Here is a 25,961-nt window from a genome sequence, read left to right on the forward strand (position 1 = left end):
GGTCGAAACGCGCTGTTCATAAATTGATGAAAAAAAGTGCAAATCGCGATTGCAGCTGCTTGCCAAGGGTGCGACAAAACGTCATGACGCTCGACGTCAACCGGCATGGAGGATTTTATGACGGCCATCAAGGAACCCAGCTTTCGGGAGAGTGTAGATCTGATGTTCAACAGGGCGGCTGCCCTGATGGATCTTCCGCCCGGGCTTGAGGAAAAGATCCGGGTCTGCAATGCGACCTACACCGTTCGGTTTGGCGTGCGTCTGCGGGGGCAGATCCATACTTTCACCGGCTATCGCTCGGTTCATTCCGAGCATATGGAGCCGGTAAAGGGCGGTATCCGCTATGCGATGGCCGTGAACCAGGACGAGGTCGAAGCGCTTGCTGCGCTGATGACCTACAAATGCGCGTTGGTCGAGGCTCCGTTTGGCGGGTCCAAGGGCGGTCTGCGTATCGACCCGCGCAAATACGAAGAGCATGAGCTGGAGCAGATCACCCGTCGTTTTGCCTATGAGTTGGCCAAGCGCGACCTGATCAACCCGTCGCAGAACGTCCCGGCCCCTGACATGGGCACCGGCGAGCGTGAAATGGCATGGATGGCTGACCAGTATGCGCGGATGAACACCACAGACATCAACGCGCGGGCCTGTGTGACCGGTAAACCACTGAATGCGGGCGGCATCTCGGGCCGGGTCGAGGCGACGGGGCGTGGCATCCAGTACGCGCTGCGCGAATTCTTCCGTCACCCCGAGGACGTCAAGAAAGCTGGTATGTCAGGCTCGCTGGACGGCAAGCGGGTCATCGTTCAAGGCCTGGGCAACGTGGGCTATCACGCGGCCAAGTTCCTGAGTGAGGAAGACGGCTCTTTGGTTGTGGGCATCATCGAACGTGACGGTGCGATCTATAACCCCGAGGGGATCGACGTTGAGGCGGTTCACCAGTGGATCGTCAAACATGGCGGTGTGAACGGCTACCCGGATGCAACGCACACCGCCGAGGGCACTGCTGTGCTGGAAGAGGAATGTGACATTCTGATCCCGGCCGCGCTGGAAGGAGTGATCAACCTGTCCAATGCCGAGCGCATCAAGGCGCCGTTGATCATCGAGGCCGCGAACGGTCCGGTGACCGCCGGGGCCGACGAAGTGCTGCGCAAGAAAGGCACCGTGATCATTCCAGACATGTATGCGAACGCTGGCGGTGTGACGGTATCGTATTTCGAGTGGGTCAAGAACCTCAGCCACATCCGTTTTGGCCGGATGCAGCGCCGTCAGGAAGAGGCGCGGCACGAGTTGATCGTGAAAGAGCTGGAGCGGTTGGACCGCTATCTTGGCGATGCATGGTCGATGTCTCCGGACTTCAAGGCCAAGTACCTCAAAGGCGCGGATGAGCTTGAGTTGGTGCGCTCGGGCCTGGATGACACGATGCGCATCGCCTACCAGGCCATGAGCGAGGTCTGGCACGATCGCGACGACGTCGATGACCTCCGCACCGCGGCATACATCGTGTCCATCGACCGTGTCGCCAAGAGCTATCGGGCCAAGGGCCTCTGACGTCTCGGAAACCGGGCAATCGGGCTTTGACAAAAAGTCCGGTTGCCGCACATCCTGCGCTGGAGTTCAGGCAGTGAAACCAGCGAGGATCTCATGCAAATTACCCGTTCTGTAGCTTGGGCCGCGGCGATAGGATCCGCGACCCTGGCGCATGCGACTGCTGCCATCGCCCAACCCCGGCAGGGATGGACGCCGACTGTGGAAGGGTTGGCTGTCTATCAGGGCAGCGCCGATCTTGAAGACGGCGGTGATTTCAGCGCATCGCGCGCATTTCTGCGGGCAGGCGGCATTTACAGCTATGGTGACGGGTCCTTTGTGGGCTTGCTGGCGAGTTTCGGGCAGTTTTCTTACGATTTCGGGTTGCCCGGAAACCAGCCGTGGGACGACATCCGCGACATTCGCCTGAGCGTTCCATTGCGCTTCACTCTGGACAACGGCGCTGCCGTGATCGTCTCACCCCAATTGAGATGGGACTATGAGACCGGCGCCAGTGCCTCGGACGGTTTCACCTATGGTGCTTTCGCCGGCATTTCATGGGCGGTGAACCCCAATCTGCGCATCGGCCCGGCTTTTGGCGTGTTCTCCGAGGTTGGAACGAATGACCTCGAAGTCTTTCCCGCGCTTCTGGTCGACTGGACCTTTGCCGAGCGCTGGCGTCTGAGCACCGGGCGCGCGTTGGGGGCCACTCAAGGCCCCGGGGTCACGCTGGAATACAAGGCTTCGGAAAGTGTCAGCGTGGGACTTGCCGTTCGGTCCGAGAGGGTCCGCTTTCAGTTGAACGATAACGGGTTGGCACCGGGCGGCGTAGGCGAGGACAGCAGCATCCCGGTTGTTCTGTCGGTTGAATACGCGCCAAACCCCGGAGTTTCGCTGTCGGCATTTGCGGGCGCCGAGTTTGACGGCGAGTTGCGCCTGGACAACGCAGCAGGGCAAGAGGTCAGCCGGCAGGGCTATGATACCGCTCCGATCGTGGGCGTTGCCTTCCGTCTGCGGTTCTGAGGGCGATTTCGTTTGCGACGGGTTTGGTCGCGCGTTGACAAGTTCTTGTCGAAAACGGATGCGGAGCCCCGAGCCCGGATTGCTACTCCTGTTGGAAGTTGGTTTGATGCCAGCAAACCCGCAGGGAGATCTGAATGCGCTTTTCCGGCTTTCGCGTCCTGAAGGAAGGACTGACGGGCAACAAGGGTTGGACGGCGCATTGGCGTGATCCCGAGCCCAAAGCCGAGTACGACATCGTCATCATCGGCGGTGGGGGGCATGGTCTCAGCACCGCGTACTATCTGGCGAAAGAACACGGCCTGACAAATGTCGCCGTGCTGGAAAAGGGTTATATCGGCGGCGGCAATGTGGGGCGCAACACGACGATCGTGCGCGCCAACTATTTTCTGCAAGGAAATTCCGAGTTCTATTCACATTCCCTCAAGCTGTGGGAGGGGTTGGAAGAGGACCTGAACTACAACGTGATGCATTCGCAGCGGGGCATCATCAACCTGTTCCATTCGGACGGGCAGCGGGACGCGGCCGCGCGGCGGGGCAACATGATGATCAGCCAGGGCGACGATGCCATCCTGCTGGACCGCGATGCACTGCGCGAGATGCTGCCCTATCTGAACTATGACGATCTGCGCTTTCCCATCTATGGCGGTCTGTATCATCCGCGCGGCGGCACGGCCCGGCATGATGCCGTGGCCTGGGGCTATGCCCGCGGGGCGGATCAGCGCGGGGTGGATCTGATCCAGAATTGCGAGGTCACCGGCATCGACATCGAAAACGGCGCCGTGCGCGGGGTGCAGACGACGCGCGGGGCGATCCGAGCCAGGAAGGTAGGGATTGTGGTTGCGGGCCGGTCCAGTCAGGTCGCGGCGATGGCCGGAATGCGTTTGCCGATCGAAAGCCACGTGCTGCAGGCCTTCGTGACCGAAGGGCTGAAGCCCTGTATCGACCATGTCGTGACCTTCGGCATGGGGCATTTCTACATCAGCCAATCCGACAAGGGCGGGCTGGTGTTCGGCGGCGACCTGGATTTCTATGCCTCCTACGCGGCGCGGGGCAATCTGCCGACGGTCGAAAGCGTGATGGAAGCCGGCGTGGCCCTGATGCCGATGATCGGCAAAGCCCGGGTACTGCGGTCCTGGGGCGGGATCATGGACATGTCGCCGGACGGGTCGCCGATCATCGACCGCACCCCTATCGACGGGCTGTATCTGAACTGCGGCTGGAACTACGGCGGGTTCAAGGCGGTTCCGGGCTCGGGCAACGTGTTTGCCCACCTGATGGCCACCGACCGGTACCACGAGAACGCGACAGGGTTCCGGCTGGATCGTTTCCGCACCGGGCGCGGGATCATCGATGAAGAGGGCAAGGGCTCTCAGCACAATCTGCATTAGGGGTGCCGGGATGTTTCGTTCGAATGTTCGTGAAAGCCAGGAGGCGCGGCAATGAGGATCACCTGCCCGTATTGCGGTGAGCGCGACCGCCGCGAGTTCTACTATCGCGGGGCCGCCGTCGATCTGGACCGGCCCGCTCCGGATGCCGGGCCTGACGCTTGGGACGATTTCGTCTATCTGCGCGACAACCCCGCGGGCGAGACGCGGGATCTGTGGTATCACGAAGGCGGCTGCGGCGCATGGATCGTCGTGACACGCAACACGCTGACCCACGAAGTATCGGCGACAGAGCCTGCGTCCGGGGGCAAACGATGAGGGTCGCGGACAGGGGGCTGATCGACCGCGGCACTCCGGTCGAATTTTCCTTTGACGGCATCCGGTATTCGGGCTTTCAGGGCGACACACTGGCCTCGGCGCTGCTGGCCAATGGCGTGCGCCTGATGGGGCGGTCGTTCAAGTATCATCGTCCGCGCGGCGTCCTGACCGCCGGCAGTGAAGAGCCGAATGCGCTGGTCACCATCGGCCGAGGCGCCGCGCAGGACCCGAATGTGCGGGCCACGATGCAAGAGATCTATCCGGGCCTGGAGGCGCGCAGCCAGAACCGCTGGCCCAGCCTGAATTTCGACGTGATGGCGGTGAACGATCTGGCCGCGCCCTTCCTGGGGGCGGGCTTCTACTACAAGACCTTCATGTGGCCTCGCAGCTTCTGGGAGAATCTGTACGAGCCGATGATCCGCCGCGCCGCGGGGTTGGGCGCGCTGTCCGGGCAGGCCAACGCCGACACATATGAAAGCGCCTATGCCTTTTGCGACCTACTGGTGATCGGGGCTGGCCCGGCGGGCTTGATGGCCGCCCTGACGGCCGGCCGGGCCGGGGCGGATGTCATTCTGGCTGATGAAAGCAACCAGATGGGCGGGCGGCTGCTGGCCGAAACGCTCGAGGTGGATGGCAAGCCGGGTCACGTCTGGGTAGACGAGGTTCTGGCCGAGCTGCGTGCGATGGAGAATGTGCGGTTGATGACCCGCACGGCCGTGGCGGGTGCCTACGACCAGGGCACCTTTGCTGCGCTCGAACGGGTCATGCACCATACGGGCGACCGTCCCGCCGGTGCGCCGCTGGAAACCTATTGGCGGATCGCCGCCCGCCGCTCGGTTCTGGCGGCCGGGGCGCTGGAACGCCCGGTGGCGTTTCGAAATAATGACCGGCCCGGCATCATGACCGCCGGGGCCGTGCGGGCCTATCTGAACCGCTGGGGCGTCGCCGCTGGCCGGAGTGTCACGATTTTCGGCAACACCGATGACATCCACCGGACGGCCCGCGACCTGCTGGCCGCCGGGGTCCACGTTGCCGCCGTGATCGACAGCCGCCATGACGGGCCGGTGTCGACCGACTATCCGGTGCTGCGCGGGGCGCAGGTCTGCGGTACTTCGGGGCGCAAGGGGCTGGAGTCGATAACCGTGCGCCGCGCCAGCGGAGAAGAGCGCATTCAGACCGATTGCCTCGCGATGACCGGCGGATGGAACCCCTCGGTCCACCTGACCTGCCACATGAACGGGCGACCGACCTGGCGGCGTGACATTGCCGCCTTCGTGCCCACGCCGGGCGCCGTGCCCGGGATGCGCACGGCCGGGGCCTGCAACGGCGCGTTCTCGACCGCCGCCTGTCTGCGCGAGGGCATTTCGGCTGCGACCGAGGCGCTGGGTGATCTGGGCCTCAAGGCATCCAAGCCCGCGCCGCCGCAGGCCGAGGATCAGCCTTGTGAAATCGCGCAGCTGTGGGGGGTGCCGGGCAAAGGCCGCGCGTGGCTGGATTTCCAGAACGACGTGACCGTCAAGGATGTCAAACAGGCCGCGACCGAAAACTTCCGCTCGGTCGAGCACATGAAGCGTTATACCACGCAAGGCATGGCCACCGATCAGGGCAAGAACTCGAATGTCGCGGCGCTGGCCATCCTTGCGGATGCCACCGGGCGGGCGATCCCCGAGACCGGAACCACCACCTTTCGCCCGCCTTACTCGCCGATTGCCATTGCCGCGCTGGGCGCGGGGGCCGAGGGGGCGGGGTTCAAGCCGCAGCGCTTAACCACCTCGCACAAGGCGTCGGTGGCGCGCGGGGCGCCGATGGTCGAGGCGGGGCTGTGGTATCGGCCCAGCTATTTCCCGCAGCCGGGCGAGACCACATGGCGCCAATCCTGCGACCGCGAGGTTCAGATGGTGCGCACGGCGGTCGGCGTGTGCGATGTCTCGACCCTGGGCAAGATCGACATTCAGGGGCGCGACGCCGCGCAGTTTCTGGATTTCGTCTATACCAACACGTTTTCGACACTGAAGGTCGGGCGCGTGCGCTATGGGCTGATGCTGCGCGAGGACGGGTTCGTCATGGATGACGGCACCACCGCGCGATTGGGTGACAGTCATTTCCTGATGACCACCACGACCGCCGCCGCCGGTGACGTGATGAAGCATCTTGAATTCGTGCGTCAGGGTCTGCGGCCCGATTGGGACGTGTCGCTGGTTTCAGTGACGGAACAATGGGCGCAATTCGCCGTGGCCGGCCCCAAATCGCGCGAGGTGCTGAACGGCCTGCTGGACACCCCGCTGGATGATGCTGCGTGGCCGTTCATGGCCTGCGGGCCGGTTTCGGTTCTGGGGGTGCCGGGGCGTCTGTTCCGGATCTCGTTCTCGGGCGAACACGCCTACGAGATTGCGTTGCCTGCGCGGTATGGGGCCAGCCTGTTCGACATCCTGACCCGACAGGCCGAGGCGCTGGGCGGTGGCCTCTATGGGATGGAGGCGCTGAACGTCCTGCGGATCGAGAAGGGGTTCATCACCCATGCAGAAATCCACGGGCGGACGACGGCCTTTGACATCGGGATGGGCCGGATGGTGTCGCAGAAAAAGGACTGTATCGGCAAGACCATGTCCGAACGCCCGGGGCTTGAGGAGCCGGGGCGCGAGCGGTTGGTCGGCCTCAAACCCATCGGGGAAAGCCGCCAGTTGCTGGCCGGCGCCCATCTGTACAACGAAGAGGACGCGCCGGTGCGCACCAACGATCAGGGCTATGTGACCTCGGTCTGCTACTCGCCGACGCTGGGCAGCATGCTGGGGCTGGCGTTTCTGGCCGATGGCCCCGACCGTCATGGCGAGATCGTCAAAATGGTCGATCATCTGCGCGGCGTGACCACGCTGTGCGAGGTGACTGACCCGGTGTTTTTTGACCCAGAGGGAGAGCGTGTACGTGGATAAGCTGATTGCCCAGACCCTGTGCGACGGGCTGCTGCCGCTGACCATCGGAACGGTCTCGGTCACCGAGGTCGACCCGGGCGCGATACATGCGGTTTCGGCCTTTCAAGGGCAGGCCAAATCGCTGTCCGAGGCGATGAAGGCGGCGCATGGCATGGCGCTGCCGGCCCCGAACCGGGCCACCGGGAAGTCGGGCGCGCGGGCGGTCTGGTTCGGCCCGGGTCAGGTCATGCTGATCGGCTCCACGCCGGACCCGTTGCTGTCCGCCCACGCCGCGGTCGTCGACCAGTCCGATGCCTGGGCCGTGGTGCGGCTTGAGGGCGACGGGGCCGAGGATGTTCTGGCCCGTCTGGTGCCCGTCGATCTGCGCCCGCAACAATTCAAGCGCGGACATACGGCGCGCACGCTGCTGTTTCACATGACGGCGTCAATCACTCGGGTTGGCGAGAAAGCCTTTCAGATCATGGTGTTCCGGTCGATGGCCACATCGTTGGTGCATGATCTGCAGAGGGCAATGGAAGGTGTGGCAGCACGCGGTTAGACTGTTGCAAAGAACTGATTCCAAGGGGACCTTATGCTGCGCATCGCACTTGCCGCCACTCTGCTTGCCACACCGCTGGCTGCCGCTGAAACCAAGGAGCAAAGCTGCCGCTATCAAGCAGACGTTGTGGCGGCGGTACAAAAAGCCCGTCTTGATCGTGTGAAAGAACGGGACGTTCCGGAAGCGGTGGCCGAGGCCGGCCCGACCTGGCCCGAGAACTACAACGCTGCGATCCCGTTGATCACACCGTGGGTCTATGAGCAGAAGATGCGCGACATCCGCAAAAAAGACCTTGGCGCCGCCTGGATGGAGCTGTGCCTGCAGCAGTAATCCACAGGGCCGCGAATTGGCTGTGGACAAAGGCCTGCCGCGCCCTTGGCGGGCGGCCCGGTTTCTGCCATGTATGACACATGTCTTTGCCCCCTGGATTTCTGGATGAGCTGCGCACCCGTCTGAGCCTGTCTCAGGTCGTCGGACGCAAGGTCATGTGGGACAACCGCAAGTCCAATCCGGGCAAGGGCGACATGTGGGCGCCATGCCCGTTCCATCACGAAAAAACCGCCTCGTTCCATGTGGATGACCAAAAGGGGTTCTATTACTGCTTCGGGTGTCACGCCAAGGGCGACGCGATCAGCTTTGTGAAGGAAACCGAGAACGTCTCGTTCATCGAGGCGGTCGAGATCCTGGCGCGCGAGGCCGGATTGCCGATGCCCGCTCGCGACCCCAAGGCGCAGGAAAAGCAGGACCATCGGGCGCAATTGGCCGATGTTATGGAGCAGGCGGTACAGTTCTTTCGCCTGCAACTCAAGACCGGGGCAGGGGCCGAGGCGCGCGCCTATATGGACCGCCGCGGTCTGGACGCTCAGGCGTTGGATCGCTGGGAAATCGGGTTTGCGCCCGATGGCTGGCAGGCGTTGTGGGACCATCTGCGCGGCAAGAACGTGGCCGAGGACCTGATCCTGGGCGCCGGTCTGGCCAAGCCGTCGAACAAGGGCAAAAAGCCCTATGACACCTTCCGCAACCGCATCATGTTCCCGATCCGCGATCCACGCGGCCGGTGCATCGCGTTCGGCGGGCGGGCGATGGACCCCAATGACAACGCCAAGTATCTGAACTCGCCCGAAACCGCGCTGTTCGACAAGGGGCGAAGCCTCTACAACCACGGACCGGCCCGTCAGGCGGCAGGCAAGGGGCAACCGCTGGTCGTGGCCGAGGGCTATATGGATGTGATTGCCCTGTCCGAGGCAGGTTTCGGCGCCGCCGTCGCACCGCTGGGCACCGCGATCACCGAACATCAGTTGCACATGCTGTGGCGCATCGCCGATGAGCCGATCATCGCGCTGGATGGCGACACGGCCGGTCTGCGTGCGGCGATGCGGGCCATCGACCTGGCGTTGCCGTTGCTGGTGGCCGGCAAGTCTCTGCGGTTTGCCCTGATGCCCGAGGGCAAGGACCCCGACGATCTGCTGCGCGCCGAAGGCCCGGCGGCGGTTCAGGCGGTGCTGGACGCGGCCATTCCGATGGTCAGGCTTCTGTGGCGGCGCGAGACCGAGGACAAGGTGTTCGACAGCCCCGAGCGCAAGGCGGCCCTCGACAAGGCGCTGCGCGAAAAGATCCAGTTGATCCGTGATCCTTCGATCCGGTCGCACTACGGGCAGGAAATCAAGGACCTCCGCTGGCAGCTTTTCCGCCCGCAGCGGCAAGGGGCAGTGGCTCGAAACTGGCAGCCGAAAGGCAAATGGCAACCGCCAAAACCGTCGGCAACTCCGGATGCGCGGGCCTCGTTCCTTGCGTCCTCGGAGAATGCGGATATCCAACTGCGTGAAGCGGCAATCCTGGCGATTGCAATCCTGAACCCTGAGGTGGTCGTGCAATTCGAGCACCAACTGGAAGAGATGGAATGCCTGAACCCCGATCACGCGGCCCTGCGCGATGCGATCCTGCGGCACGCGATCGACGATCCCGACAACCTCAAAGAGCACATTGTTCAGTCTTTGGGGCCGGCCCCTCTTGAAAACCTGCTGGCCCTTCGCCATGTCGCTGTAATCCCCTGTGTGCACAAACCGGGCGACGTCGAAAAGGCACAGATGACTCTGGCCGAGGAACTCGCAAAAATCAAAGCGCTCCGGGGGCTGGATGCCGAGATTGCTGAAGCCGAAGAGGAATTGTCCGAACTGGCGGACGAAGCGTTGACGTTCCGGTTGGCCCAGGCCGCCGAAGAGCGCAACCGCGCAAGCCGCAGCCAGAACGAGGACAGGGCCATTTTCGACATTGCGGACAACGGGGCGCGAATCAATCGTGACGAGAAAGACGCGTTTCAGGCGATCATGTCCGGTATCAAGTTCGAGCGGAAACGCCGCTGAAGTGGTGTTTTCATAAAGCACTGGAAAAGAAAAACGGGTAAACGGGTGGCCGAATCACTTCTACGCGCTAATGATTCGGTCTCATCGAATCACCCATCCCTGCAGGAGCACTGAATGGCCGCCAAGGATACCAACGAGGAACGGAAGTCCGACGACCAGGAACAGGAAATCTCGCTGGACATGAGCCAGGCCCAGGTCAAGAAGATGATCGCCGAGGCTCGCGAGAAAGGCTACATCACTTACGATCAGCTCAACCAGGTCCTGCCGCCGGATCAGGTCAGTTCGGAACAGATCGAGGACGTGATGTCGATGCTGTCCGAGATGGGCATCAACATCATCGAAGACGAAGAGGCCGAAGAGGAAGAGCAGAAGGGCTCGACCGATCTGGTCACCACCGACAGCAACCGCGAGGTTGCGCTGGCCGGTGCGCAAACCGAAAAGCTGGACCGGACCGATGACCCGGTGCGCATGTATCTGCGCGAGATGGGGTCTGTAGAACTGCTGAGCCGCGAGGGCGAAATCGCCATCGCGAAACGGATCGAAGCCGGTCGCAACACCATGATCCTCGGGCTTTGCGAAAGCCCGCTGACCTTCCAGGCGATCTCGATCTGGCATGACGAACTGTTGTCCGAGGACATCCTGCTGCGCGATGTCATCGATCTGGAAGCGACGTTCGGCAATCAGATGGACGAGGATGGCGACGTAGAAGAGCCGGTGGTGGATACTTCGGCTGTCACGGCCGCCAAGCCCGCCAAGGACACGGGTCCCGAACTGGATGCTGACGGCAACCCGATTGCCAACGACGATGACGATGATGAAGACGATCAGGCGAACATGTCTTTGGCCGCGATGGAAGCGGCACTGAAAGATCAGGTTCTGACTCAGCTTGAGCGGATCTCGACGGATTTCGCAAAGCTCTCGGAAATGCAGGACAGCCGGATCTCGGCAACTCTGAACGAGGATGGGTCGTTCAGCGACAAGGATGAGCAGACCTATCAAAAGCTGCGCGCCGAGATCGTTGAGCTGGTGAATGGCCTGCATCTGCACAACAACCGGATCGAAGCCCTGATCGATCAGTTGTACGGCATCAACAAAAGGGTGATGTCGCTGGACAGTGCCATGGTGAAGCTGGCCGACCAGGCCCGCATCAACCGCCGTGAGTTCATTGACGAGTATCGCGGTCGTGAACTTGATCCCAACTGGCTGTCCGACATGGCTCAAAAGCCGGGCCGGGGCTGGCAAATGTTCATCGAACGCTCGTCCGACAAGGTCGAGGAACTTCGCAACGACATGGCGCAGATCGGTCAGTATGTCGGTCTGGACATCAGCGAATTCCGCCGCATCGTGCAGCAGGTCCAGAAAGGCGAGAAAGAGGCGCGTCAGGCCAAGAAGGAAATGGTCGAGGCCAACCTGCGCCTGGTGATTTCGATCGCCAAGAAATACACGAACCGTGGCCTGCAATTCCTTGATCTCATTCAGGAAGGCAACATCGGCCTGATGAAGGCGGTGGACAAGTTCGAATACCGCCGTGGCTACAAGTTCTCGACCTATGCGACCTGGTGGATCCGTCAGGCGATCACGCGCTCGATCGCGGATCAGGCGCGCACCATCCGTATTCCGGTGCACATGATCGAGACGATCAACAAGCTGGTGCGGACCGGCCGCCAGATGCTGCACGAGATCGGCCGCGAGCCGACGCCGGAAGAGCTGGCCGAAAAGCTTCAGATGCCGCTGGAAAAGGTCCGCAAGGTGATGAAGATCGCCAAAGAGCCGATCTCTCTGGAAACTCCGATCGGCGACGAGGAAGACAGCCAACTGGGCGATTTCATCGAGGACAAGAATGCCGTGCTGCCGCTGGACAGCGCCATTCAGGAAAACCTCAAGGAAACCACCACGCGGGTACTGGCCTCGCTCACCCCGCGCGAGGAGCGGGTTCTGCGGATGCGCTTCGGCATCGGCATGAACACCGACCACACGCTGGAAGAGGTTGGACAGCAGTTCAGCGTGACGCGCGAACGTATCCGGCAGATCGAAGCCAAGGCCCTGCGCAAGCTGAAACATCCCAGCCGAAGCCGAAAGCTGCGGTCCTTCCTGGATCAGTGATCAAAAAGGCGCCTCGACCGAGGCGCCTTTTTTCATTTGAGCTGTGGTTTGGTTCACGCTGACCAAACGTGAATTCAATTTGGCGGGAATTCGCAAGTGGTCAGAGCCTTCGCGGACCATATCGCTCGTGTCCACTCATGGGACAGGTCGGGGCGAGGCGGCAACGCTGATGACCCCCGGCCGCTTGTCAGGCAAGCATTCTGCGCCGGGACTTATCCTTGTACGCGCTGGGAGATTGCCCGGTCCAGCGTTTGAAGGCAGTCGAAAACGCCGCCTGGTCTGCGTAGCCAAGGCTGTATGAGATCTCAGATAGGCTCATGTCGTTCTTCAGAAACGTTCTGGCGAGGTCACAGCGCAGGTCGTCGACAATTTCGCGAAAGCTGGTGCCTTCCTCGGTCAGGCGCCGACCGAATGTCCGCGGGCTCATGCCCAGATCCTTGGCGACCTGTTCGGCGCGGGCGATGGCTCCCGGAAGCGATTGGGTGATCCGCCCTTCGACCCGCGACCGCAATGTCTGTTTTTCGTCACTGTTTTCACGCAGAAGACGGTCACCATATTCCATCAGGTGCTGTCGCAAGCTGGGGTCGTAGGTCGGGACAGGCACGTCGAGCGTTGATTGCGGCAAAATGATCTCGAGCTTTTCCGCGCCAAACACCACCGGGAATTTGCCGAGTTTGGAATAGTCTTCCTCTCGCGCGCCGACCTTGTGCTGAAACCGTAGTTCGATCGGTTGGATCGGGATCCCCGTCAGAGCACGCAGGCGGGCAATGCAGGCAAACATGAGGAACTCGGTTCGCCGGTGGTACCGCGAAAAGCTTGGGTCCTTCCACCTGGCCCCGATGGTTGCCGAATTTCCGGACTCATGCAGCCTCACGGCGATGGCCGGATCAATCAGCCGGTGGAAGTGGTTGGCGTTCTCCAGTACCTGCCGGAGGTCCCGGGAATACTTGCTGATATAAGCGGTCAGGCTAGAAGTTGCGCTGAACTGCAAGCCCGTTCGCGCGCCGAACAGGATGTCGTTGAGTTCATCGCAAGCGTGGCGGGCAAACAAGGCCTCGCTATGGGCACTGTACAACTTTGCAGGCGGCGCGAGGTCTTGCGCACTCAGCCCGCTTTTGGCGAGGACTCGAACGACCGTATCAGTATTCCCTGCCTGATCCTGCAACGCGGACGCCAGCAGCTGAATTCTGGCGATATCGACTTGCATGCCACGCTCCGGAACCCACTGAATTGGCCGGATTATGTAGCGATTTTTGTCATTTGCATAGTTTTTGTGAGGTGACAGTCCCCATACAGGGTCAGACACGGCGCACCTACATACACCGGAAATGGCTTCAGATCACAAAGACGTGGCCGGGCAAAGAAAGACTCGATGGTACGGCCGTCATAAATCAGCCGCGTGCCGGGTCAGTCCCGTGGGGATCGGGCAGAGCCGAAGGATTTGGTCACACCAACCGATCTGTGGCTCCCCGGCACACATTGAATGCATGTCCCAGTTCCCCGGACGCAAGGCACCACTCGCGTGCGCACTGTTCCTGAAATCATCGTGAACGACGCTGTTCTGGGCTTGGTGAAAAACTAGGCTATGATGCGTGTCAAAATCAGGGAAGATATTTGCAATGAAACATATTCTGACATGCTACGCGGTTGCGGCAATGGTTGCAGCTGCTCCGGTCGAGACTGACGCCGCCCCGAACGGGTACCGGACCGAGCCGATGAACAGCACCGATTTTGAGGTCATCCCCCGCGCCCGGCAGGACGTTGATGGGTATTGGTGCGCGGCGGCGGATTTTGCTCGGCGCAAACTGGGGGCCGGCTGGCAGCAGCGGATTTACGTTTTGCGCGGCTACGGGCCCAGTGTGACAACCGGGCGTCGGACCGCCGTGCAGTTTTCGATCAAACCGCCGACAGGCGGCGTGCCACAGCAACCCAGCGTAGTGGTTTCTGGATTTCAACCGGGCTACAGCATGTCGGTCCAAGGTGCGAATGCCCGGTGCAACGTGCGCCCATTCTTCAACTGACGCAAACAGGGCCACCCGGTTGATGCAGGCCGAATTCACCATCGAAACCCGAGGGCAGGGGCTGTACGAGTTCACCTCCGACATCCGTGACTGGCTATCCTCAAGTGGGGCCGACGGATTGCTGACGCTGTTCGTCCGCCACACATCCTGTTCACTCTTGATACAGGAAAACGCGGATCCCGAGGTTCAGACGGACCTGCAGGCATTTTTCTCGCGGCTGGTTCCGCCCACAGATCATCCGTCGATGTCTTATCTGAAACATACGTATGAAGGGCCCGATGACATGCCGGCCCATATCAAGGCGGCTATGATGCCGGTCTCGCTTTCGATCCCGGTCCGACGTGGGCAACCTGCCTTGGGAACATGGCAGGGTATCTACCTGTTCGAGCACAGGACCGCGCCCCATGTTCGCCGAGTTGCGGCGCATTTTGGGTGACCCTGCATATAGCGGTTGAAATTTCCGACTACCCAAACTCTAGCGGCTGCCCTATAGTTGTGGATAAGTCGGCCACAGCGCTGACAAAAAGAGGCGGAACAAGGGACGAGGAGACGGCGGATGCGCTGCCCGTTTTGCGGAAATATCGATACTCAGGTCAAGGACTCACGTCCGGCAGAAGATCACGTGGCCATCCGCAGGCGTCGGTTCTGCCCCGCATGCGGGGGCCGTTTCACCACCTATGAGCGGGTCCAGTTGCGCGACCTCGTGGTTATCAAGACAAATGGCAAACGCGAGGATTTCGACCGGGACAAACTGGAACGGTCAATCCGAATTTCGATGCAGAAGCGCCCGATTGATCCGGACCGCATCGACCAGATGATATCGGGCATCGTGCGGCGCTTGGAAAGCATGGGTGAGACCGACATTCCGTCCAACAAGATCGGCGAGATCGTCATGGAAGCTCTGGCGCGGATCGACACCGTCGCCTATGTTCGCTTTGCGAGCGTATACAAGAATTTCCAGGCGGCCGATGATTTCGAGGAGTTCGTCCACGAACTGCGCCCGCCGCAGCCATCGACTGACGAGTGACCGAAACAGACAAGCGATACATGGCGCTGGCCCTGTCCTTGGGGCGGCGCGGACAAGGATCTTGCTGGCCCAACCCCGCGGTCGGATGCGTTCTGGTGAAAAACGGCCGGATCGTCGGGCGCGGGTGGACGCAGCCCGGCGGTCGCCCTCATGCGGAAACCGAGGCTCTGGCCCAGGCCAGCGAACAGGCGCGTGGCGCGACCGCTTATGTCTCGCTGGAGCCTTGTTCGCATCACGGCAAGACGCCACCTTGTGCTCAGGCTTTGATCGACGCCGGAGTGGCCCGCGTGGTTTCGGCGATCGAGGACAGCGATCCGCGCGTCGCGGGGCAGGGTTTTGCCATGTTGCGCGATGCCGGGATTGAGGTCACGACCGGGGTTCTGAGCGATCAGGCGGCAATGGATCACGCGGGCTTTTTCATGAAGACCGAGCAAGGCCGACCGTTCGTGACGCTGAAACTTGCCAGCAGCTTTGATGGACGGATCGCAACCGAGACCGGGCAGAGCAAGTGGATCACCGGCCCCGAGGCCCGTCGGGCGGTGCATGCCATGCGTGCGCGGCACGATGCGGTGATGGTCGGCGCGGGCACCGCGCGGGCCGACGATCCTTCGCTGACGGTTCGTGATCTGGGTATCGACCGGCAACCCGTGCGTGTCGTGGTTTCACGTCACCTCGAATTGCCTTTGCTCAGCCAGTTGGCCCGAACCGCGTCTGATATCCCCGTTTGGCTTTGCCATGGCCCGTCGCCCGACCCCGAGCGTGCCGCGGCGTGGCAGGGACTGGGCGCGCGGCTGATATCCTGCGCGTTGCAGGATCACCGGATCGATGCTGCAGATATGCTCCATCAATTGGGGCAGGCCGGTCTGACCCGGGTGTTCTGCGAGGGGGGCTCGGCTCTGGCTGCGTCCCTGCTGGCAAATGATCTGGTCGACGAGTTGGTCGGTTTCAGCGCGGGCTTGGCCATCGGAGCCGAAGGCTTGCCTGCCATTGGCGCCATGGGGCTTGAGGAACTGGGCGACGCGCCTCGCTTTGCGCTGGTCGAAACCCGGGACTTGGGTGGCGATGTTCTGCATGTCTGGCGCCGGCCAGTACGCTAGCGGCGAGCCCTAGCGCCACAGGTTCGCATGTGTTGCAAAAGCCCCCTGAAGCTTGGCCAGCAGCCGGATTGCCGGCCCAGCAGGTGAAATCGGGCCATGCACCAAACGTTCTGCGACAACCTCCGCCGGGCAGGCATCGCGAGTAACTGAATCGAAATACCGTGGATAGTCGATGAGCGTGGCGTAGGCCAGGCCCAGCACCGTCGGTCGCGCGCCTCGGCGTGCCGGGACCGATCCAAGGTCCGTCGTCAGACCCCAGCCGGCGTAGAACGGAGCCCCAAGCGTAGTGACCTTTATCCCGCGCAGCAAAGCTTCGAACCCAAGCAGTGAGGTCATTGTCCAGACCTCATGGACCTCTGGCAGAACCAGTGCCGGGTCGACCTCGTGGAGGACCAAATCTGCAAGACCCTCGGCGTCTATTCGACCGTCCCGAAGCCCGGCCTCAACATCCGGATGCGGCTTGTAGATCAGAACTGCGTCGGGATTGGCCGCGCGAACGGTGCTCAGCAACTCGAGATTTGTGCGGACTGTGCTGGTGCCCAACCGGATCGAGGCGTCGTCCTCTACCTGGCCAGGTACAAGAATCCGGTGCCCGTCCGGCAAAGGGGGGCAACTGCCGCCCGTATTGTATTTGCTTAGCCCCGCGGCGGTGAGTTGCGTCACCAGGCGGCGTATCCGTATCTCCTGATCGGGTCGCAACTCTTCGCGAGCGGTGATCAGTTCTTCCAGACGGCTGGGTCGGGTGGGGTCGTAGTAAATTCCAAGGTCGTCGGTCACCAGTGAAAGCGGGGGCACAAGGTTGGCCCCCAACCCGCGCGAGCGCAAAAAACCGTCTTCGACGCGGACCACATCTTCGGCTTCCAGATTACGATTGGCCCAGACCATATGAGGCCTGTCGGATGCCGAGGGCCGTTCCGGTACGAAACGGACTTTTTTCCACTTCCCGAAGGTTTGCTGAATATGCCTGCGTTTCCACAAGCGCATTCCAGATGCTGTCCAGCCGTGCCTGTCCTGTCGCCAGGCGCGGCTTTGGGCCTCAAGCGTATCCAGCACCGTTTCCAGCTCACACAGCTGGTCGCGATAGGGATCGTACCACGTCGGGTACAGTATCATGGCGGCAGCGAATAGTTGAGCGCGGGTCAGATTGCGCTGCCGGCGCGGCAGAGGCATCTCGTCCTGCGTCAGACCCCACCCGGCATAGAAGGGTTGCCCAAAAACCCTAGGTTTGTGACCGGCCAGAATGGCCTCAAACCCCAGTTGCGAGGACAGGGTATAGACCCCAATCGCGCCTTCCAGCAACGACCAGGGGCTGATCTGATCCGCCAACAGGGAGACACGGTCAGTTTCGTCATCCTCCGAGAAAAAACCGCGCCGATGGCCCTGCAGCGTTTCTGGGTGGGTCTTGATGATCACGCGCGCGCCGGGGTTTTCCTCTTGGGCCATGATCAGCATTTCGAGAAACCGCGCAGGTCCGCCCTGACTTGCCGTAACCGCCGCGTCGCCCTGTATCTGATCGACAACCAGTACATAGCCCGGATCCGGGGGCGCGATATCCGGGTCGCAGGCCGAATACTTGCTCAGATGCGATTCCTTCAGCCGTGCGATCGCGCCGCGCGCCCGATCCAGCAGGGCGGTGTCATCCAGCGGGTGCGTGGCCAGCAGAGTTTCGAGGTCCGAAGGCTGTGACGGATCGAAATGCATCGCACGTCGTTCCAGAAGCAGGCCCAGCGGCGGCTCGCGATCGCGCCCCGGCAGCAGGGATCGTAGGAATGCATCCTCGACCCGCAACAGCGGGATATCCCGGTCTTTCGCAACTCGGGTTCCGCGGTGCGCGGTCGGGCTTTCGCCCCAGATGCCCACCATGTCGCCCGAACGCGGAAGCCCAACGCGAATGTCGAACCCCGCGAGCGACAGGATGCGTCGGACCCTGCGTTGGGCCAGAAACCCACCATTGTAGACATACAGGCGCGTTCGATCCTCGGCGTCCGCAGTGTCGGCGCCGGGTTTCATGCCTCAGTTTCCGGTCAGCGTGGCGACGTTTGCAACGGGTGTCAGACCACCGGCAATCAGCGAAATCGATTTGGTCCACTGTGCATACGGGGCTTCGGTCACGTAAATCGTGTCGTCGTCGCGGATCACGAAATCACGTGCTACAAACAGACCGTTTGGCGCCGTGAGGTTCAGCAGGTAGATCACGCGTTGTTCGCCCTGAAGGTTCGGCTGGCCCAGCACTTTGCGTGCGATATCTTCACGTTCGTCCCTCAGAACGAAGATCCCTGTGGGATCTGAGGACAGCGACTGCAAGCCGCCGACCTGCGCCAGCGCTTCCAGCGCGGACAGATCCTGACTGTCGAAGGCGACCCGGGATTGCCCACCCGTGGCCCCCAGCGCTATATACGACCGGGTGTCCTGTTCGACCAGGATGCGATCACCGCCGCGCAGTGCGATGTCGGTTTCAGGATTGCGGAACAGATCGTCATACCACACGGTGCCACGCTGATTGCCGCGGATCAACGTGACCAGCGCAATATCCGGGGCGACCGCCACGCCACCGGCCCTGGCAAGCATCGTCGAAAGCGTTCGGGTCGGGCGTTCGATCGGATAGATGCCAGAGGCGCCGATCGTACCGGTTACCGAGACCGTCGCACCGTCACCCGCCACGCGGCGGATCTGAACCTGCGGATCAGGCGTCTGCTCGCGCAGCTTTTCCGCAATCAGCGAACGTAGCTGCTCGGGCGTGTTGCCCGAGGCGCGCAAGCGGCCGGCATAAGGCACGAAAATAAAACCTTCGCTGTCGACCTGAACCTCATCGAGATTGGTCGATGGGCCGGTTTCACCAGCCAGCAGACCGTCGTCGACGTTTTCCCAGATGGTCAGGCCAAGCACGTCGCCGGGACGAATGGTGTCGGATGTTACGCTTTGTGCTGACCGGAAGGCAGGGGGAAAGCCAAACTGTGGAACCGCAGAGGTGACGTGGGCCACCCGGTCATCAACTTCGACCACGTGGGCGTTGCCGCCATTGACTGTCGAGCCCGCCAGAATTTCGGTTTTGTTCGGCCCTGCCTTGGGCAGTTGGCACGCTGTCAGTAGGCCAATGGCTGCAACAAGGGACAACCCTCGTATCCATCGAGTAGGGAAACGCTGCACTGCCGAAATACCTCGAGTTTCGTATGTAGTCTTTTGGTTTGCGGTCAAACTAGCGGTTTCAAACTTCAAGTTCCAGCCAGCGAAGCACCGTGTCATTCAACGATTTTCAACTGTGGCGTGATGGTCGCGATTCCGGTCAGCGCGGCCTGATAAGGGTCGCGAGCCTGCAGCATCATGTCAGCGACTCGCCGCAGCAACTGGCGCCGTCCGCCGCGCGAGTAATAGCCGCCCGGCACCTGGCTGGTTTCCAACAGGAATTGGCGGTATGCCCGATAGGCCTCCGTGTCAGGTTTTTGCGGGTGCCTGAAAAATTCGTCAATCGGTTGATGCGAGACCAGTTCAGGCTTGTGGTAGACCGACTTTCCAAAGACACGCAGAGGGATGCCACGCCACAGAGCCTGCTGTCCGGCGGTGGAATTGATAGTCAGGGCCGAGCTCGCGTGATCCAGAAGTCGCGCCAGCTTTCCCCCGGGCACGTAATGCACGCGATCCGAGATGCCCAGTTCGCGCGCAAGTGCTTGGACGCGTCTTCTCAGCGGCTCGCGCTGGTTCTCAAGGGGATGTTCCTTGATGACCAGGCGGTGGTGGGACGGTGCGCCCTTGGCGAACCCTTCCATCACCGGGGTGATGAAATCGGCCATGCATGAAAAATCCGAATGCGCCTGGACCGAACTGTCGTGCCCCAGTTGCAGCAGCACCAGATGATACGGGAACCCGCCGCGCCTTACACGCCAAGTGGCGAGAACGCGCTGCAGTCGATGGATTGGCATGAGCGCCAAACGTTTGAAATACAGTTTGAATTCCATTGAGACAGGCACTTCTCGGTGCGGGCGGAAATTCCGGTACCCGCGGTTCGCACACAGAACGAACCAATGGTACAGAGCGCCGTAGAAAATGTGTTGCCGCATATCCCCCCAATGTGACGGGGGTGGGGGCGTTTTGGCGCCCGAGCTTTGCAACGCTTGTTGCATCTGGGCGATTTCCAGATCCATCAGGCGAGAATGTCCGTTTGACCCATTGCGCTCATAGGTGACCCACCAAGGTCGAAGGTACCCTTCCTCGAACACATGAACACGGATGCCGTGGTGTCGCGCCGTACGGATCGCGTCGGCGTGCACCGGGCGAACATCGCCATAAAGCACGATGTCGGTAACACCGCGCGACAGGATGATGTTCGTCAGGCTTTCCGGCCAGTTTTCTAGCCCGCCGCGATAGGGGATATAGCTGGCGCGATCGAACCAAAAGGCCTGGTCCCCGGCGTTGAACCCGACACGCCACACCTGCGCGCCAGCCGCGCGCAACATGCGACCCAGGCCGCTGAAGAACGGCCCATGCGGCCCCTGCAGAAACAGGAATACGCGACTGTCGGAGTTGTCCTTCGGTTGCCTCATGCCAGATGCTCGAATTCTGGTTGCCCGTGTTTTATTGAACAAACTATGCCTTTTTGCGGCCAGCCGGGCAAGGCAGGGCTTGCTCCGCCCGCCACTTGGCCTTACCTCGGCGTGGATTGCATGGCACAGCTTAGGCGCAGAGGGTTAACGGAATGTTTACTGGGATCGTCACCGATATCGGCACAATTATCGAGTTGGAGCAGCAGGGCGATCTGCGTGCACGCATCCGGACAGGCTATGATACATCCGGCATAGATATTGGTGCGTCGATCGCCAGCGACGGGGTTTGCCTGACAGTCATCGCGCTGGGTGATGACTGGTACGATGTTCAGATCAGCGCCGAGACCGTTTCCAAAACCAATCTGGACGGCTGGAAGTTGGGCTCAAGGGTCAACCTTGAACGGGCCTTGAAGGTGGGTGACGAATTGGGTGGCCATATCGTATCGGGACACGTGGATGGCGTCGCAGAGATCGTCGCGATGGCCGAAGAAGGTGACAGCACCCGCGTGACCCTGCGCGCGCCCAACGATTTGGCGCGCTTCATCGCGCCAAAGGGCTCGGTTGCTCTGAACGGCACTTCGCTTACGGTCAACGATGTCGACGGGTGCGATTTCGGGATCAACTTCATTCCTCATACCAAAGAGGTGACGACCTGGGGCGCGGCCAAGGTCGGAGATCGGGTCAATCTGGAAATCGACACGCTGGCCCGGTATGTGGCCCGATTGGCCGAAGTTTCGTGATCGCCAGCAAAGAAATTGCGTCGCGTTAGGTACGGCCCACTTCGTTTGCGGACTGGCCTTTGCGCGCGCGCTGGTCTATCCCGCGATGCAACACCTGCTCTGTGAAAGGCTGCCCCATGAGCTTTGAAACACCCGGACCGGTCGAGGCCCAGCTGCGCGACGCGATCAGCCCGATCGAAGAGATCATCGAAGAGGCGCGCCAAGGCCGGATGTATATCCTGGTTGATCACGAGGATCGCGAGAACGAAGGTGACCTGGTGATCCCGGCGGAATTCGCCGATGCCGGAGCGATCAATTTCATGGCCACCCATGGCCGCGGGCTGATCTGCCTGCCGATGACGGCCGAGCGGATCGACCGTCTGGGCCTGCCGATGATGGCCGTGAACAACTCGTCGCGGCACGAAACCGCCTTTACCGTTTCGATCGAGGCGCGCGAAGGCGTCAGCACCGGGATCTCGGCCGCCGACCGGGCGCTGACCATCGCCACCGCGATCAACGAGCAGAACACCATGGCGCATCTGGCCACGCCCGGCCATGTCTTTCCGCTGCGCGCCAAGCGGGGCGGGGTGCTTGTGCGTGCCGGCCACACCGAGGCCGCCGTGGACATTTCGCGCCTGGCCGGGCTGAACCCCTCGGGCGTAATCTGCGAGATCATGAAGCCCGACGGCACCATGGCACGACTGCCCGATCTGGTCGAATTTGCAAAGGAGCATGGGCTAAAGATTGGCACCATTAGCGACCTGATCTCGTACCGTGCGCGCCATGACAATCTTGTGGTCGAGACCGCGCGCAGAACGGTCACATCGGAATATGGCGGCGAGTGGGAGATGCGGATCTTCACCGATCAGACCCACGGGATCGAACATGTGGTGATGATCAAGGGCGACATCAGCACGCCCGAGCCCGTTCTGACCCGCACCCACGCGCTGCACGAGGCCTCGGACATTCTGGGTCTTGGTCCGAAATCGCCGCAAGAACTGCCGCGCGCGATGGAAAAGATCGCAGACGAAGGGCGCGGCGTGGTCTGCCTGTTCCGCAACCCGCGCAACTCGCTGTACGCGGCCGAGGACGAAGGCCCGCGCACCATCAAGCAAACCGGTCTGGGCGCGCAGATCCTGTCCAAGATGGGCATCAAGGAACTGGTGTTGCTGACCGACTCGCCGCAGACGAAATACCTGGGTCTGGACGCCTTTGGCCTGTCCATCGTCGGGACCCGCTCGATTCTCAAGGATGACTGAGCATGGCTGAGCAAGACAAACACGGCGTTCTGCCGACCCCGAAATTCGACGACCCGGTCAAGCTGCTGATCGTCGTGGCACCGTTCTATCGCGCCATCGCCGACGAGCTGGTTCGCGGCGCCAAGGCCGAGATCGAGGCCGCCGGCGGCAACTGCGAGGTGGTCGAGGTGCCCGGTGCGCTCGAGATTCCGACCGCGATTGCCATGGCCGACCGCCAGTGCAACTTCGACGGCTATGTGGCGCTGGGCTGCGTGATCCGGGGCGAGACCACGCATTATGAAACCGTCTGCAACGACTCGAGCCGCGCGATCCAGTTGCTGGGCCTGCAGGGGCTTTGCATCGGCAACGGCATCCTGACGGTTGAAAATGACGCGCAGGCCGAAGTACGCGCGAATCCGGAAAAGATGAACAAAGGCGGCGGCGCGGCGGCTGCGGCCTTGCATCTGATCGCGCTCAGACGTAAGTGGGGCGCTTCTAAAAAGGGCGTCGGATTCAAGCCGCCGTCCGAGTCCATCCTTGTGGCGGGCGACAGCAACGGATCAACGACAGCATGACCCAGACAGACACGCCGAAACCGGCAAACCGGAAACGCCTGATGAAATCCGCCGCGCGGCTGTATGCCGTGCAGGCGCTGTTCCAGATGGAGCAGTCGGGCCAGACGACCGAGCAGGTGGTCAACGAGTTTCTGGATCACCGGTTCGGCGCGGTCTACGAGGGCGACGAGATGTTGGAAGGCGACAGCACGCTGTTTCGCAAGCTGGTGGATGATGCTGTGAACTATCAGGCGCCGATCGACCAGATGACCGACCGTGCGCTGGTGGCCAAGTGGCCGATCTCGCGCATCGACCCGACCCTGCGGGCACTGTTCCGCGCGGCCGGCGCCGAGCTGAGCCAGAGCGACACGCCGCCCAAGGTGGTCATCACCGAATTCGTCGACGTGGCGCGTGCCTTCTTCCCCAAAGGAAAAGAGCCGAAATTCGTCAACGCGGTACTGGATCACATGGCCCGCGAGGCCAAGCCCGAGGCGTTCTGACGCGCCACGGGCGATTTTACCCGGCATAAAATTGCGCTAGACTCCTGTCGTGTGAAGGAGGTGCGTCATGCCGAAACTGATCCGTCTTTACATCACCCAGGTCGCGCTCGGCTTTGTGATCTCGGCTGTGTTTGTCGCGGTGCTGCTGCTTTTGAACGTGGCCAACCTGCGTCACCTCATCACCGGGTCCGACATCGGCTTTATCGCGCTGATCATGATCTGGTTCATGAACGGGATCGTCTTTGCAGGCGTCCAATTCGCCTATGCGATCATGAGCATGGCCGAAAAGCCCAAAGGCCCGCGTGGAGGCACGCCGGTCGCGGTCAAGTTGGAACCCGTGCGCGTTGAAGCGCGCCGGTCGTGACAGGTGGTTCCTGGCGCTTGCAATTGGTCTGCCCCTGACATTTGATGCGCAAGCGTATCGTATTGTCCATGAAAGACCGTTTCCTTGACCAAGCCAAGTTATGAAGACGTCATCAATTCGCCGGCGTTTCTGGATGATCTGTCAAGTTTGAATCAGGCGATTACGGACGGGCTGAAACAAGCAGGCGAGCCAGTCGCGATCAATGGAAACGTGTGCTATGCACACATGCAAGAAAACTTTCACAAATCCGACCTCGCGCCATCGATGGAGCCGAAACGGCGTACCCTTCACCGGCTGGCACAGGAAAGCAATTGCTTTGCCGAGGTCGGAGTGGCGGGCGGCCACGCGGGTCTGTTGGCGCTGCACTCGAACCCCGGTTTGAAGTATATCGGCATCGACCTTGGGCAGCGTTTGCGCGCCTCGTGGCCGCCGGTCGACATCTACGTGCCGATCGCATTCCGATGGTTCGAAAACCGTTTCCCGGATCGCGTGAAGTTCTACCTCAGGCCAGCGATCGAAGGGCTTGAGCATGCGGTTCAGGATGGGCCGTTCGGCCCGATCGACCTGTTGCACTTGGATGCGCAGAAGAACAGCAGGGTCGCCGAGCTGGATGCGGTCTGGTCTGGCCTGGCTGACAGATGCTACTTGATTCAGGGAGACAACCGAAATGGCCATGTGCAGACAAGCTCGGCCCGTTTGGTCCAGCAAGGGCGCGCGCGGCCGGTCAACCTGATTGGACCGGAAACCCTGCACAGCGCGAATTTCGGCCTTTTGGAGACTGGTCCGGGCGTGGCGCGCAACGCACTCAGCCTGGACGGGCTTGCCCATCAGCGCATTCTCGTGTGCGTGTGCCATCAGGATGATGAAACGCTGTTTGCCGGCTCACTTCTGGCGCATCTCAAGGAGCGTGCCGAAGTTGTCGTTGCAAGCTTTTTCCGGCCTGCATCCAACCGTCGAGACACCAATACGCGCGAGGCCGCGATGCAACAGGTGTGCGACCTGATTGGTGCCACCCGGGTGCAACTGCCCTTTGCGGTCGAAAGTGATTATCCAAGGCTGCGCCGTTTTATTCGCATGCCAACCGGCGATGGCATGCCAGAACCTGAAATCGTCCGGCCACTGCGCCGCCATCCGTTGTTTGGACTGTTATCCGGATCCGCCTATGCGTTGATGAAGCAGTTCGCGCCGACAACCGTCATCACTCACAACCGAGTTGGCGAATACGGGCATGTCGAACACGTACTGTTGCATCATGCGGTCAGGCAGGCATCTGCACGGTACACGGACGCCCAGATGTTGACGTTTGGATTCAACCTGCCAGCGGCAGATTTGACTGTGCCAAGCCTGCCGGATCAAAAAAACAGGATGTTTGACTGCTATATGCCGCAATGGAACGGGCGCAGGCTTTATGATTTTGCTCTGGATGACGAAACCTTCGCACGGGTCGATCCGCAAGAAATCCCCTGATCAGAAGGCGGCGGGACCACCAGGCAACCGTGCGGTTTTGATTCCCGAGGACCTGTATGTACAGGTGGGCGCCAGGTAAACGGGCCAGGACCCGAACAGAGCCAGCTCCCTCGGAATTGCTTAAGGCCACCGGAATGCTACCAGTCACGAGAAGGGCAGAACCCGCCAAGCGCCTAAGTAGGGCGCAACACTCAGTTGCACAAGGGGCATGCTCAACAGTTTTTGGTCTGGGTCGTGCGGAAGTTGATTGTA

General features: G+C 61.4%; 24 protein-coding genes. 19 read left to right on the forward strand and 5 right to left on the reverse strand.

Translation table 11 applies throughout. The features are described from left to right. Positions 1-117 precede the first annotated feature (117 nt). The 9 genes from GOW72_RS11085 (at position 118) to rpoD (ending at position 12,184) form a co-directional block, all read left to right on the forward strand. Positions 118-1,548 carry a Glu/Leu/Phe/Val family dehydrogenase gene (locus tag GOW72_RS11085; RefSeq protein ID WP_093961747.1) on the forward strand — a complete coding sequence of 477 codons (1,431 nt, stop codon included), beginning with the start codon at positions 118-120 and terminating at the stop codon, positions 1,546-1,548. 198 nt (positions 1,549-1,746) lie between these two features. Continuing rightward, on the forward strand, positions 1,747-2,547 hold the full coding sequence (locus GOW72_RS11090; protein ID WP_170340080.1) for a hypothetical protein: 801 nt from the start codon (positions 1,747-1,749) through the stop codon (positions 2,545-2,547). A 134-nt stretch (positions 2,548-2,681) separates the two neighbouring features. Beyond that, positions 2,682-3,935: a sarcosine oxidase subunit beta family protein gene (locus tag GOW72_RS11095; protein WP_170366898.1), complete on the forward strand. Its 1,254-nt coding sequence runs from the start codon at positions 2,682-2,684 to the stop codon at positions 3,933-3,935. A 51-nt stretch (positions 3,936-3,986) separates the two neighbouring features. After that, the gene (locus GOW72_RS11100) at positions 3,987-4,250 is read left to right on the forward strand and encodes a sarcosine oxidase subunit delta (protein WP_170366899.1); all 264 of its coding nucleotides are present in this window, start codon (positions 3,987-3,989) and stop codon (positions 4,248-4,250) included. Beyond that, a complete protein-coding gene (locus tag GOW72_RS11105; RefSeq protein WP_170366900.1) occupies positions 4,247-7,180 on the forward strand; it encodes a sarcosine oxidase subunit alpha family protein in 2,934 nt (977 codons plus the stop codon). Before GOW72_RS11100 ends, GOW72_RS11105 begins: the two co-directional genes overlap by 4 nt. Then, the gene (locus GOW72_RS11110) at positions 7,173-7,718 is read left to right on the forward strand and encodes a sarcosine oxidase subunit gamma (protein WP_170357502.1); all 546 of its coding nucleotides are present in this window, start codon (positions 7,173-7,175) and stop codon (positions 7,716-7,718) included. Before GOW72_RS11105 ends, GOW72_RS11110 begins: the two co-directional genes overlap by 8 nt. 33 nt (positions 7,719-7,751) lie before the next feature. Then, positions 7,752-8,048 (forward strand): hypothetical protein, encoded by a 297-nt coding sequence (locus GOW72_RS11115; protein ID WP_170357503.1) that lies wholly within the window; start codon positions 7,752-7,754, stop codon positions 8,046-8,048. Positions 8,049-8,128: 80 nt separating this feature from the next. Beyond that, complete coding sequence (dnaG, locus tag GOW72_RS11120) at positions 8,129-10,081, forward strand: DNA primase (protein WP_170366901.1); 1,953 nt, start codon at positions 8,129-8,131, stop codon at positions 10,079-10,081. Positions 10,082-10,195: 114 nt separating this feature from the next. Continuing rightward, on the forward strand, positions 10,196-12,184 hold the full coding sequence (rpoD, locus tag GOW72_RS11125) for an RNA polymerase sigma factor RpoD (RefSeq protein WP_170357505.1): 1,989 nt from the start codon (positions 10,196-10,198) through the stop codon (positions 12,182-12,184). Between the two features lie 187 nt (positions 12,185-12,371). Here rpoD and GOW72_RS11130 read toward each other — a convergent pair whose 3' ends face one another. Beyond that, a complete protein-coding gene (locus GOW72_RS11130; RefSeq protein WP_170366902.1) occupies positions 12,372-13,391 on the reverse strand; it encodes a helix-turn-helix domain-containing protein in 1,020 nt (339 codons plus the stop codon). 412 nt (positions 13,392-13,803) lie between these two features. Here GOW72_RS11130 and GOW72_RS11135 point away from each other — a divergent pair, with 412 nt between their 5' ends. From GOW72_RS11135 to ribD, 4 genes are all read left to right on the forward strand, one after another. Beyond that, positions 13,804-14,205 (forward strand): hypothetical protein, encoded by a 402-nt coding sequence (locus GOW72_RS11135; RefSeq protein ID WP_170366903.1) that lies wholly within the window; start codon positions 13,804-13,806, stop codon positions 14,203-14,205. A 22-nt stretch (positions 14,206-14,227) separates the two neighbouring features. Next, complete coding sequence (locus tag GOW72_RS11140; RefSeq protein WP_170340078.1) at positions 14,228-14,641, forward strand: secondary thiamine-phosphate synthase enzyme YjbQ; 414 nt, start codon at positions 14,228-14,230, stop codon at positions 14,639-14,641. A 120-nt stretch (positions 14,642-14,761) separates the two neighbouring features. Continuing rightward, a complete protein-coding gene (gene nrdR, locus GOW72_RS11145) occupies positions 14,762-15,232 on the forward strand; it encodes a transcriptional regulator NrdR (RefSeq protein ID WP_039534475.1) in 471 nt (156 codons plus the stop codon). Beyond that, entirely contained in the window at positions 15,229-16,329 is a 1,101-nt protein-coding gene (gene ribD / locus GOW72_RS11150) for a bifunctional diaminohydroxyphosphoribosylaminopyrimidine deaminase/5-amino-6-(5-phosphoribosylamino)uracil reductase RibD (protein ID WP_170366904.1), read from the forward strand. Before nrdR ends, ribD begins: the two co-directional genes overlap by 4 nt. 9 nt (positions 16,330-16,338) lie before the next feature. On the opposite strand, the gene GOW72_RS11155 is transcribed toward ribD, so the two are convergent. From GOW72_RS11155 to GOW72_RS11165, 3 genes are all read right to left on the reverse strand, one after another. Then, complete coding sequence (locus GOW72_RS11155) at positions 16,339-18,339, reverse strand: capsular polysaccharide biosynthesis protein (RefSeq protein ID WP_170366905.1); 2,001 nt, start codon at positions 18,337-18,339, stop codon at positions 16,339-16,341. Positions 18,340-18,342: 3 nt separating this feature from the next. Further along, positions 18,343-19,476, reverse strand: a complete 1,134-nt coding sequence (locus GOW72_RS11160) for a polysaccharide biosynthesis/export family protein (protein ID WP_342355374.1) — start codon at positions 19,474-19,476, stop codon at positions 18,343-18,345. Between the two features lie 92 nt (positions 19,477-19,568). Further along, positions 19,569-20,867: a capsule biosynthesis protein gene (locus GOW72_RS11165; RefSeq protein ID WP_170366907.1), complete on the reverse strand. Its 1,299-nt coding sequence runs from the start codon at positions 20,865-20,867 to the stop codon at positions 19,569-19,571. A 152-nt stretch (positions 20,868-21,019) separates the two neighbouring features. On the opposite strand from GOW72_RS11165, the gene GOW72_RS11170 reads away from it, so the two are divergent. The 5 genes from GOW72_RS11170 (at position 21,020) to GOW72_RS11190 (ending at position 24,242) form a co-directional block, all read left to right on the forward strand. After that, entirely contained in the window at positions 21,020-21,607 is a 588-nt protein-coding gene (locus GOW72_RS11170) for a riboflavin synthase (RefSeq protein WP_170366908.1), read from the forward strand. A 116-nt stretch (positions 21,608-21,723) separates the two neighbouring features. Continuing rightward, the gene (gene ribB, locus GOW72_RS11175; protein ID WP_170366909.1) at positions 21,724-22,845 is read left to right on the forward strand and encodes a 3,4-dihydroxy-2-butanone-4-phosphate synthase; all 1,122 of its coding nucleotides are present in this window, start codon (positions 21,724-21,726) and stop codon (positions 22,843-22,845) included. Between the two features lie 2 nt (positions 22,846-22,847). Next, positions 22,848-23,399, forward strand: a complete 552-nt coding sequence (locus tag GOW72_RS11180) for a 6,7-dimethyl-8-ribityllumazine synthase (RefSeq protein ID WP_170366910.1) — start codon at positions 22,848-22,850, stop codon at positions 23,397-23,399. Continuing rightward, complete coding sequence (gene nusB / locus GOW72_RS11185) at positions 23,396-23,878, forward strand: transcription antitermination factor NusB (protein WP_170366911.1); 483 nt, start codon at positions 23,396-23,398, stop codon at positions 23,876-23,878. Before GOW72_RS11180 ends, nusB begins: the two co-directional genes overlap by 4 nt. A gap of 67 nt (positions 23,879-23,945) precedes the next feature. After that, on the forward strand, positions 23,946-24,242 hold the full coding sequence (locus tag GOW72_RS11190) for a hypothetical protein (protein WP_170339706.1): 297 nt from the start codon (positions 23,946-23,948) through the stop codon (positions 24,240-24,242). Positions 24,243-24,383: 141 nt separating this feature from the next. Here the strand turns inward: GOW72_RS11190 and GOW72_RS11195 are convergent, their stop codons facing one another. Further along, positions 24,384-24,917, reverse strand: coding sequence for a hypothetical protein (locus GOW72_RS11195; protein WP_170366912.1), 534 nt, complete (start codon positions 24,915-24,917; stop codon positions 24,384-24,386). On the opposite strand from GOW72_RS11195, the gene GOW72_RS11200 reads away from it, so the two are divergent. Beyond that, the gene (locus GOW72_RS11200; RefSeq protein ID WP_170366913.1) at positions 24,918-25,709 is read left to right on the forward strand and encodes a PIG-L family deacetylase; all 792 of its coding nucleotides are present in this window, start codon (positions 24,918-24,920) and stop codon (positions 25,707-25,709) included. The last annotated feature ends 252 nt before the right edge of the window (positions 25,710-25,961 follow it).

It is taken from the genome of Ruegeria arenilitoris (assembly GCF_013032855.1).
GTDB classification, from domain to species: Bacteria; Pseudomonadota; Alphaproteobacteria; order Rhodobacterales; family Rhodobacteraceae; genus Ruegeria; species Ruegeria arenilitoris.

Coding starts and splice junctions, on each gene's coding strand:
- GOW72_RS11085 (WP_093961747.1), top strand. CDS start 118: ATGACGGCCATCAAGGAACCCAGCTTTCGGGAGAGTGTAGATCTGATG.
- GOW72_RS11095 (WP_170366898.1), top strand. CDS start 2,682: ATGCGCTTTTCCGGCTTTCGCGTCCTGAAGGAAGGACTGACGGGCAAC.
- GOW72_RS11100 (WP_170366899.1), top strand. CDS start 3,987: ATGAGGATCACCTGCCCGTATTGCGGTGAGCGCGACCGCCGCGAGTTC.
- GOW72_RS11105 (WP_170366900.1), top strand. CDS start 4,247: ATGAGGGTCGCGGACAGGGGGCTGATCGACCGCGGCACTCCGGTCGAA.
- GOW72_RS11115 (WP_170357503.1), top strand. CDS start 7,752: ATGCTGCGCATCGCACTTGCCGCCACTCTGCTTGCCACACCGCTGGCT.
- dnaG (WP_170366901.1), top strand. CDS start 8,129: ATGTCTTTGCCCCCTGGATTTCTGGATGAGCTGCGCACCCGTCTGAGC.
- rpoD (WP_170357505.1), top strand. CDS start 10,196: ATGGCCGCCAAGGATACCAACGAGGAACGGAAGTCCGACGACCAGGAA.
- GOW72_RS11130 (WP_170366902.1), bottom strand. CDS start 13,391: ATGCAAGTCGATATCGCCAGAATTCAGCTGCTGGCGTCCGCGTTGCAG.
- GOW72_RS11135 (WP_170366903.1), top strand. CDS start 13,804: ATGAAACATATTCTGACATGCTACGCGGTTGCGGCAATGGTTGCAGCT.
- GOW72_RS11140 (WP_170340078.1), top strand. CDS start 14,228: ATGCAGGCCGAATTCACCATCGAAACCCGAGGGCAGGGGCTGTACGAG.
- nrdR (WP_039534475.1), top strand. CDS start 14,762: ATGCGCTGCCCGTTTTGCGGAAATATCGATACTCAGGTCAAGGACTCA.
- GOW72_RS11155 (WP_170366905.1), bottom strand. CDS start 18,339: ATGAAACCCGGCGCCGACACTGCGGACGCCGAGGATCGAACGCGCCTG.
- GOW72_RS11165 (WP_170366907.1), bottom strand. CDS start 20,867: ATGAGGCAACCGAAGGACAACTCCGACAGTCGCGTATTCCTGTTTCTG.
- GOW72_RS11170 (WP_170366908.1), top strand. CDS start 21,020: ATGTTTACTGGGATCGTCACCGATATCGGCACAATTATCGAGTTGGAG.
- ribB (WP_170366909.1), top strand. CDS start 21,724: ATGAGCTTTGAAACACCCGGACCGGTCGAGGCCCAGCTGCGCGACGCG.
- GOW72_RS11180 (WP_170366910.1), top strand. CDS start 22,848: ATGGCTGAGCAAGACAAACACGGCGTTCTGCCGACCCCGAAATTCGAC.
- nusB (WP_170366911.1), top strand. CDS start 23,396: ATGACCCAGACAGACACGCCGAAACCGGCAAACCGGAAACGCCTGATG.
- GOW72_RS11190 (WP_170339706.1), top strand. CDS start 23,946: ATGCCGAAACTGATCCGTCTTTACATCACCCAGGTCGCGCTCGGCTTT.
- GOW72_RS11195 (WP_170366912.1), bottom strand. CDS start 24,917: ATGGCCATTTCGGTTGTCTCCCTGAATCAAGTAGCATCTGTCAGCCAG.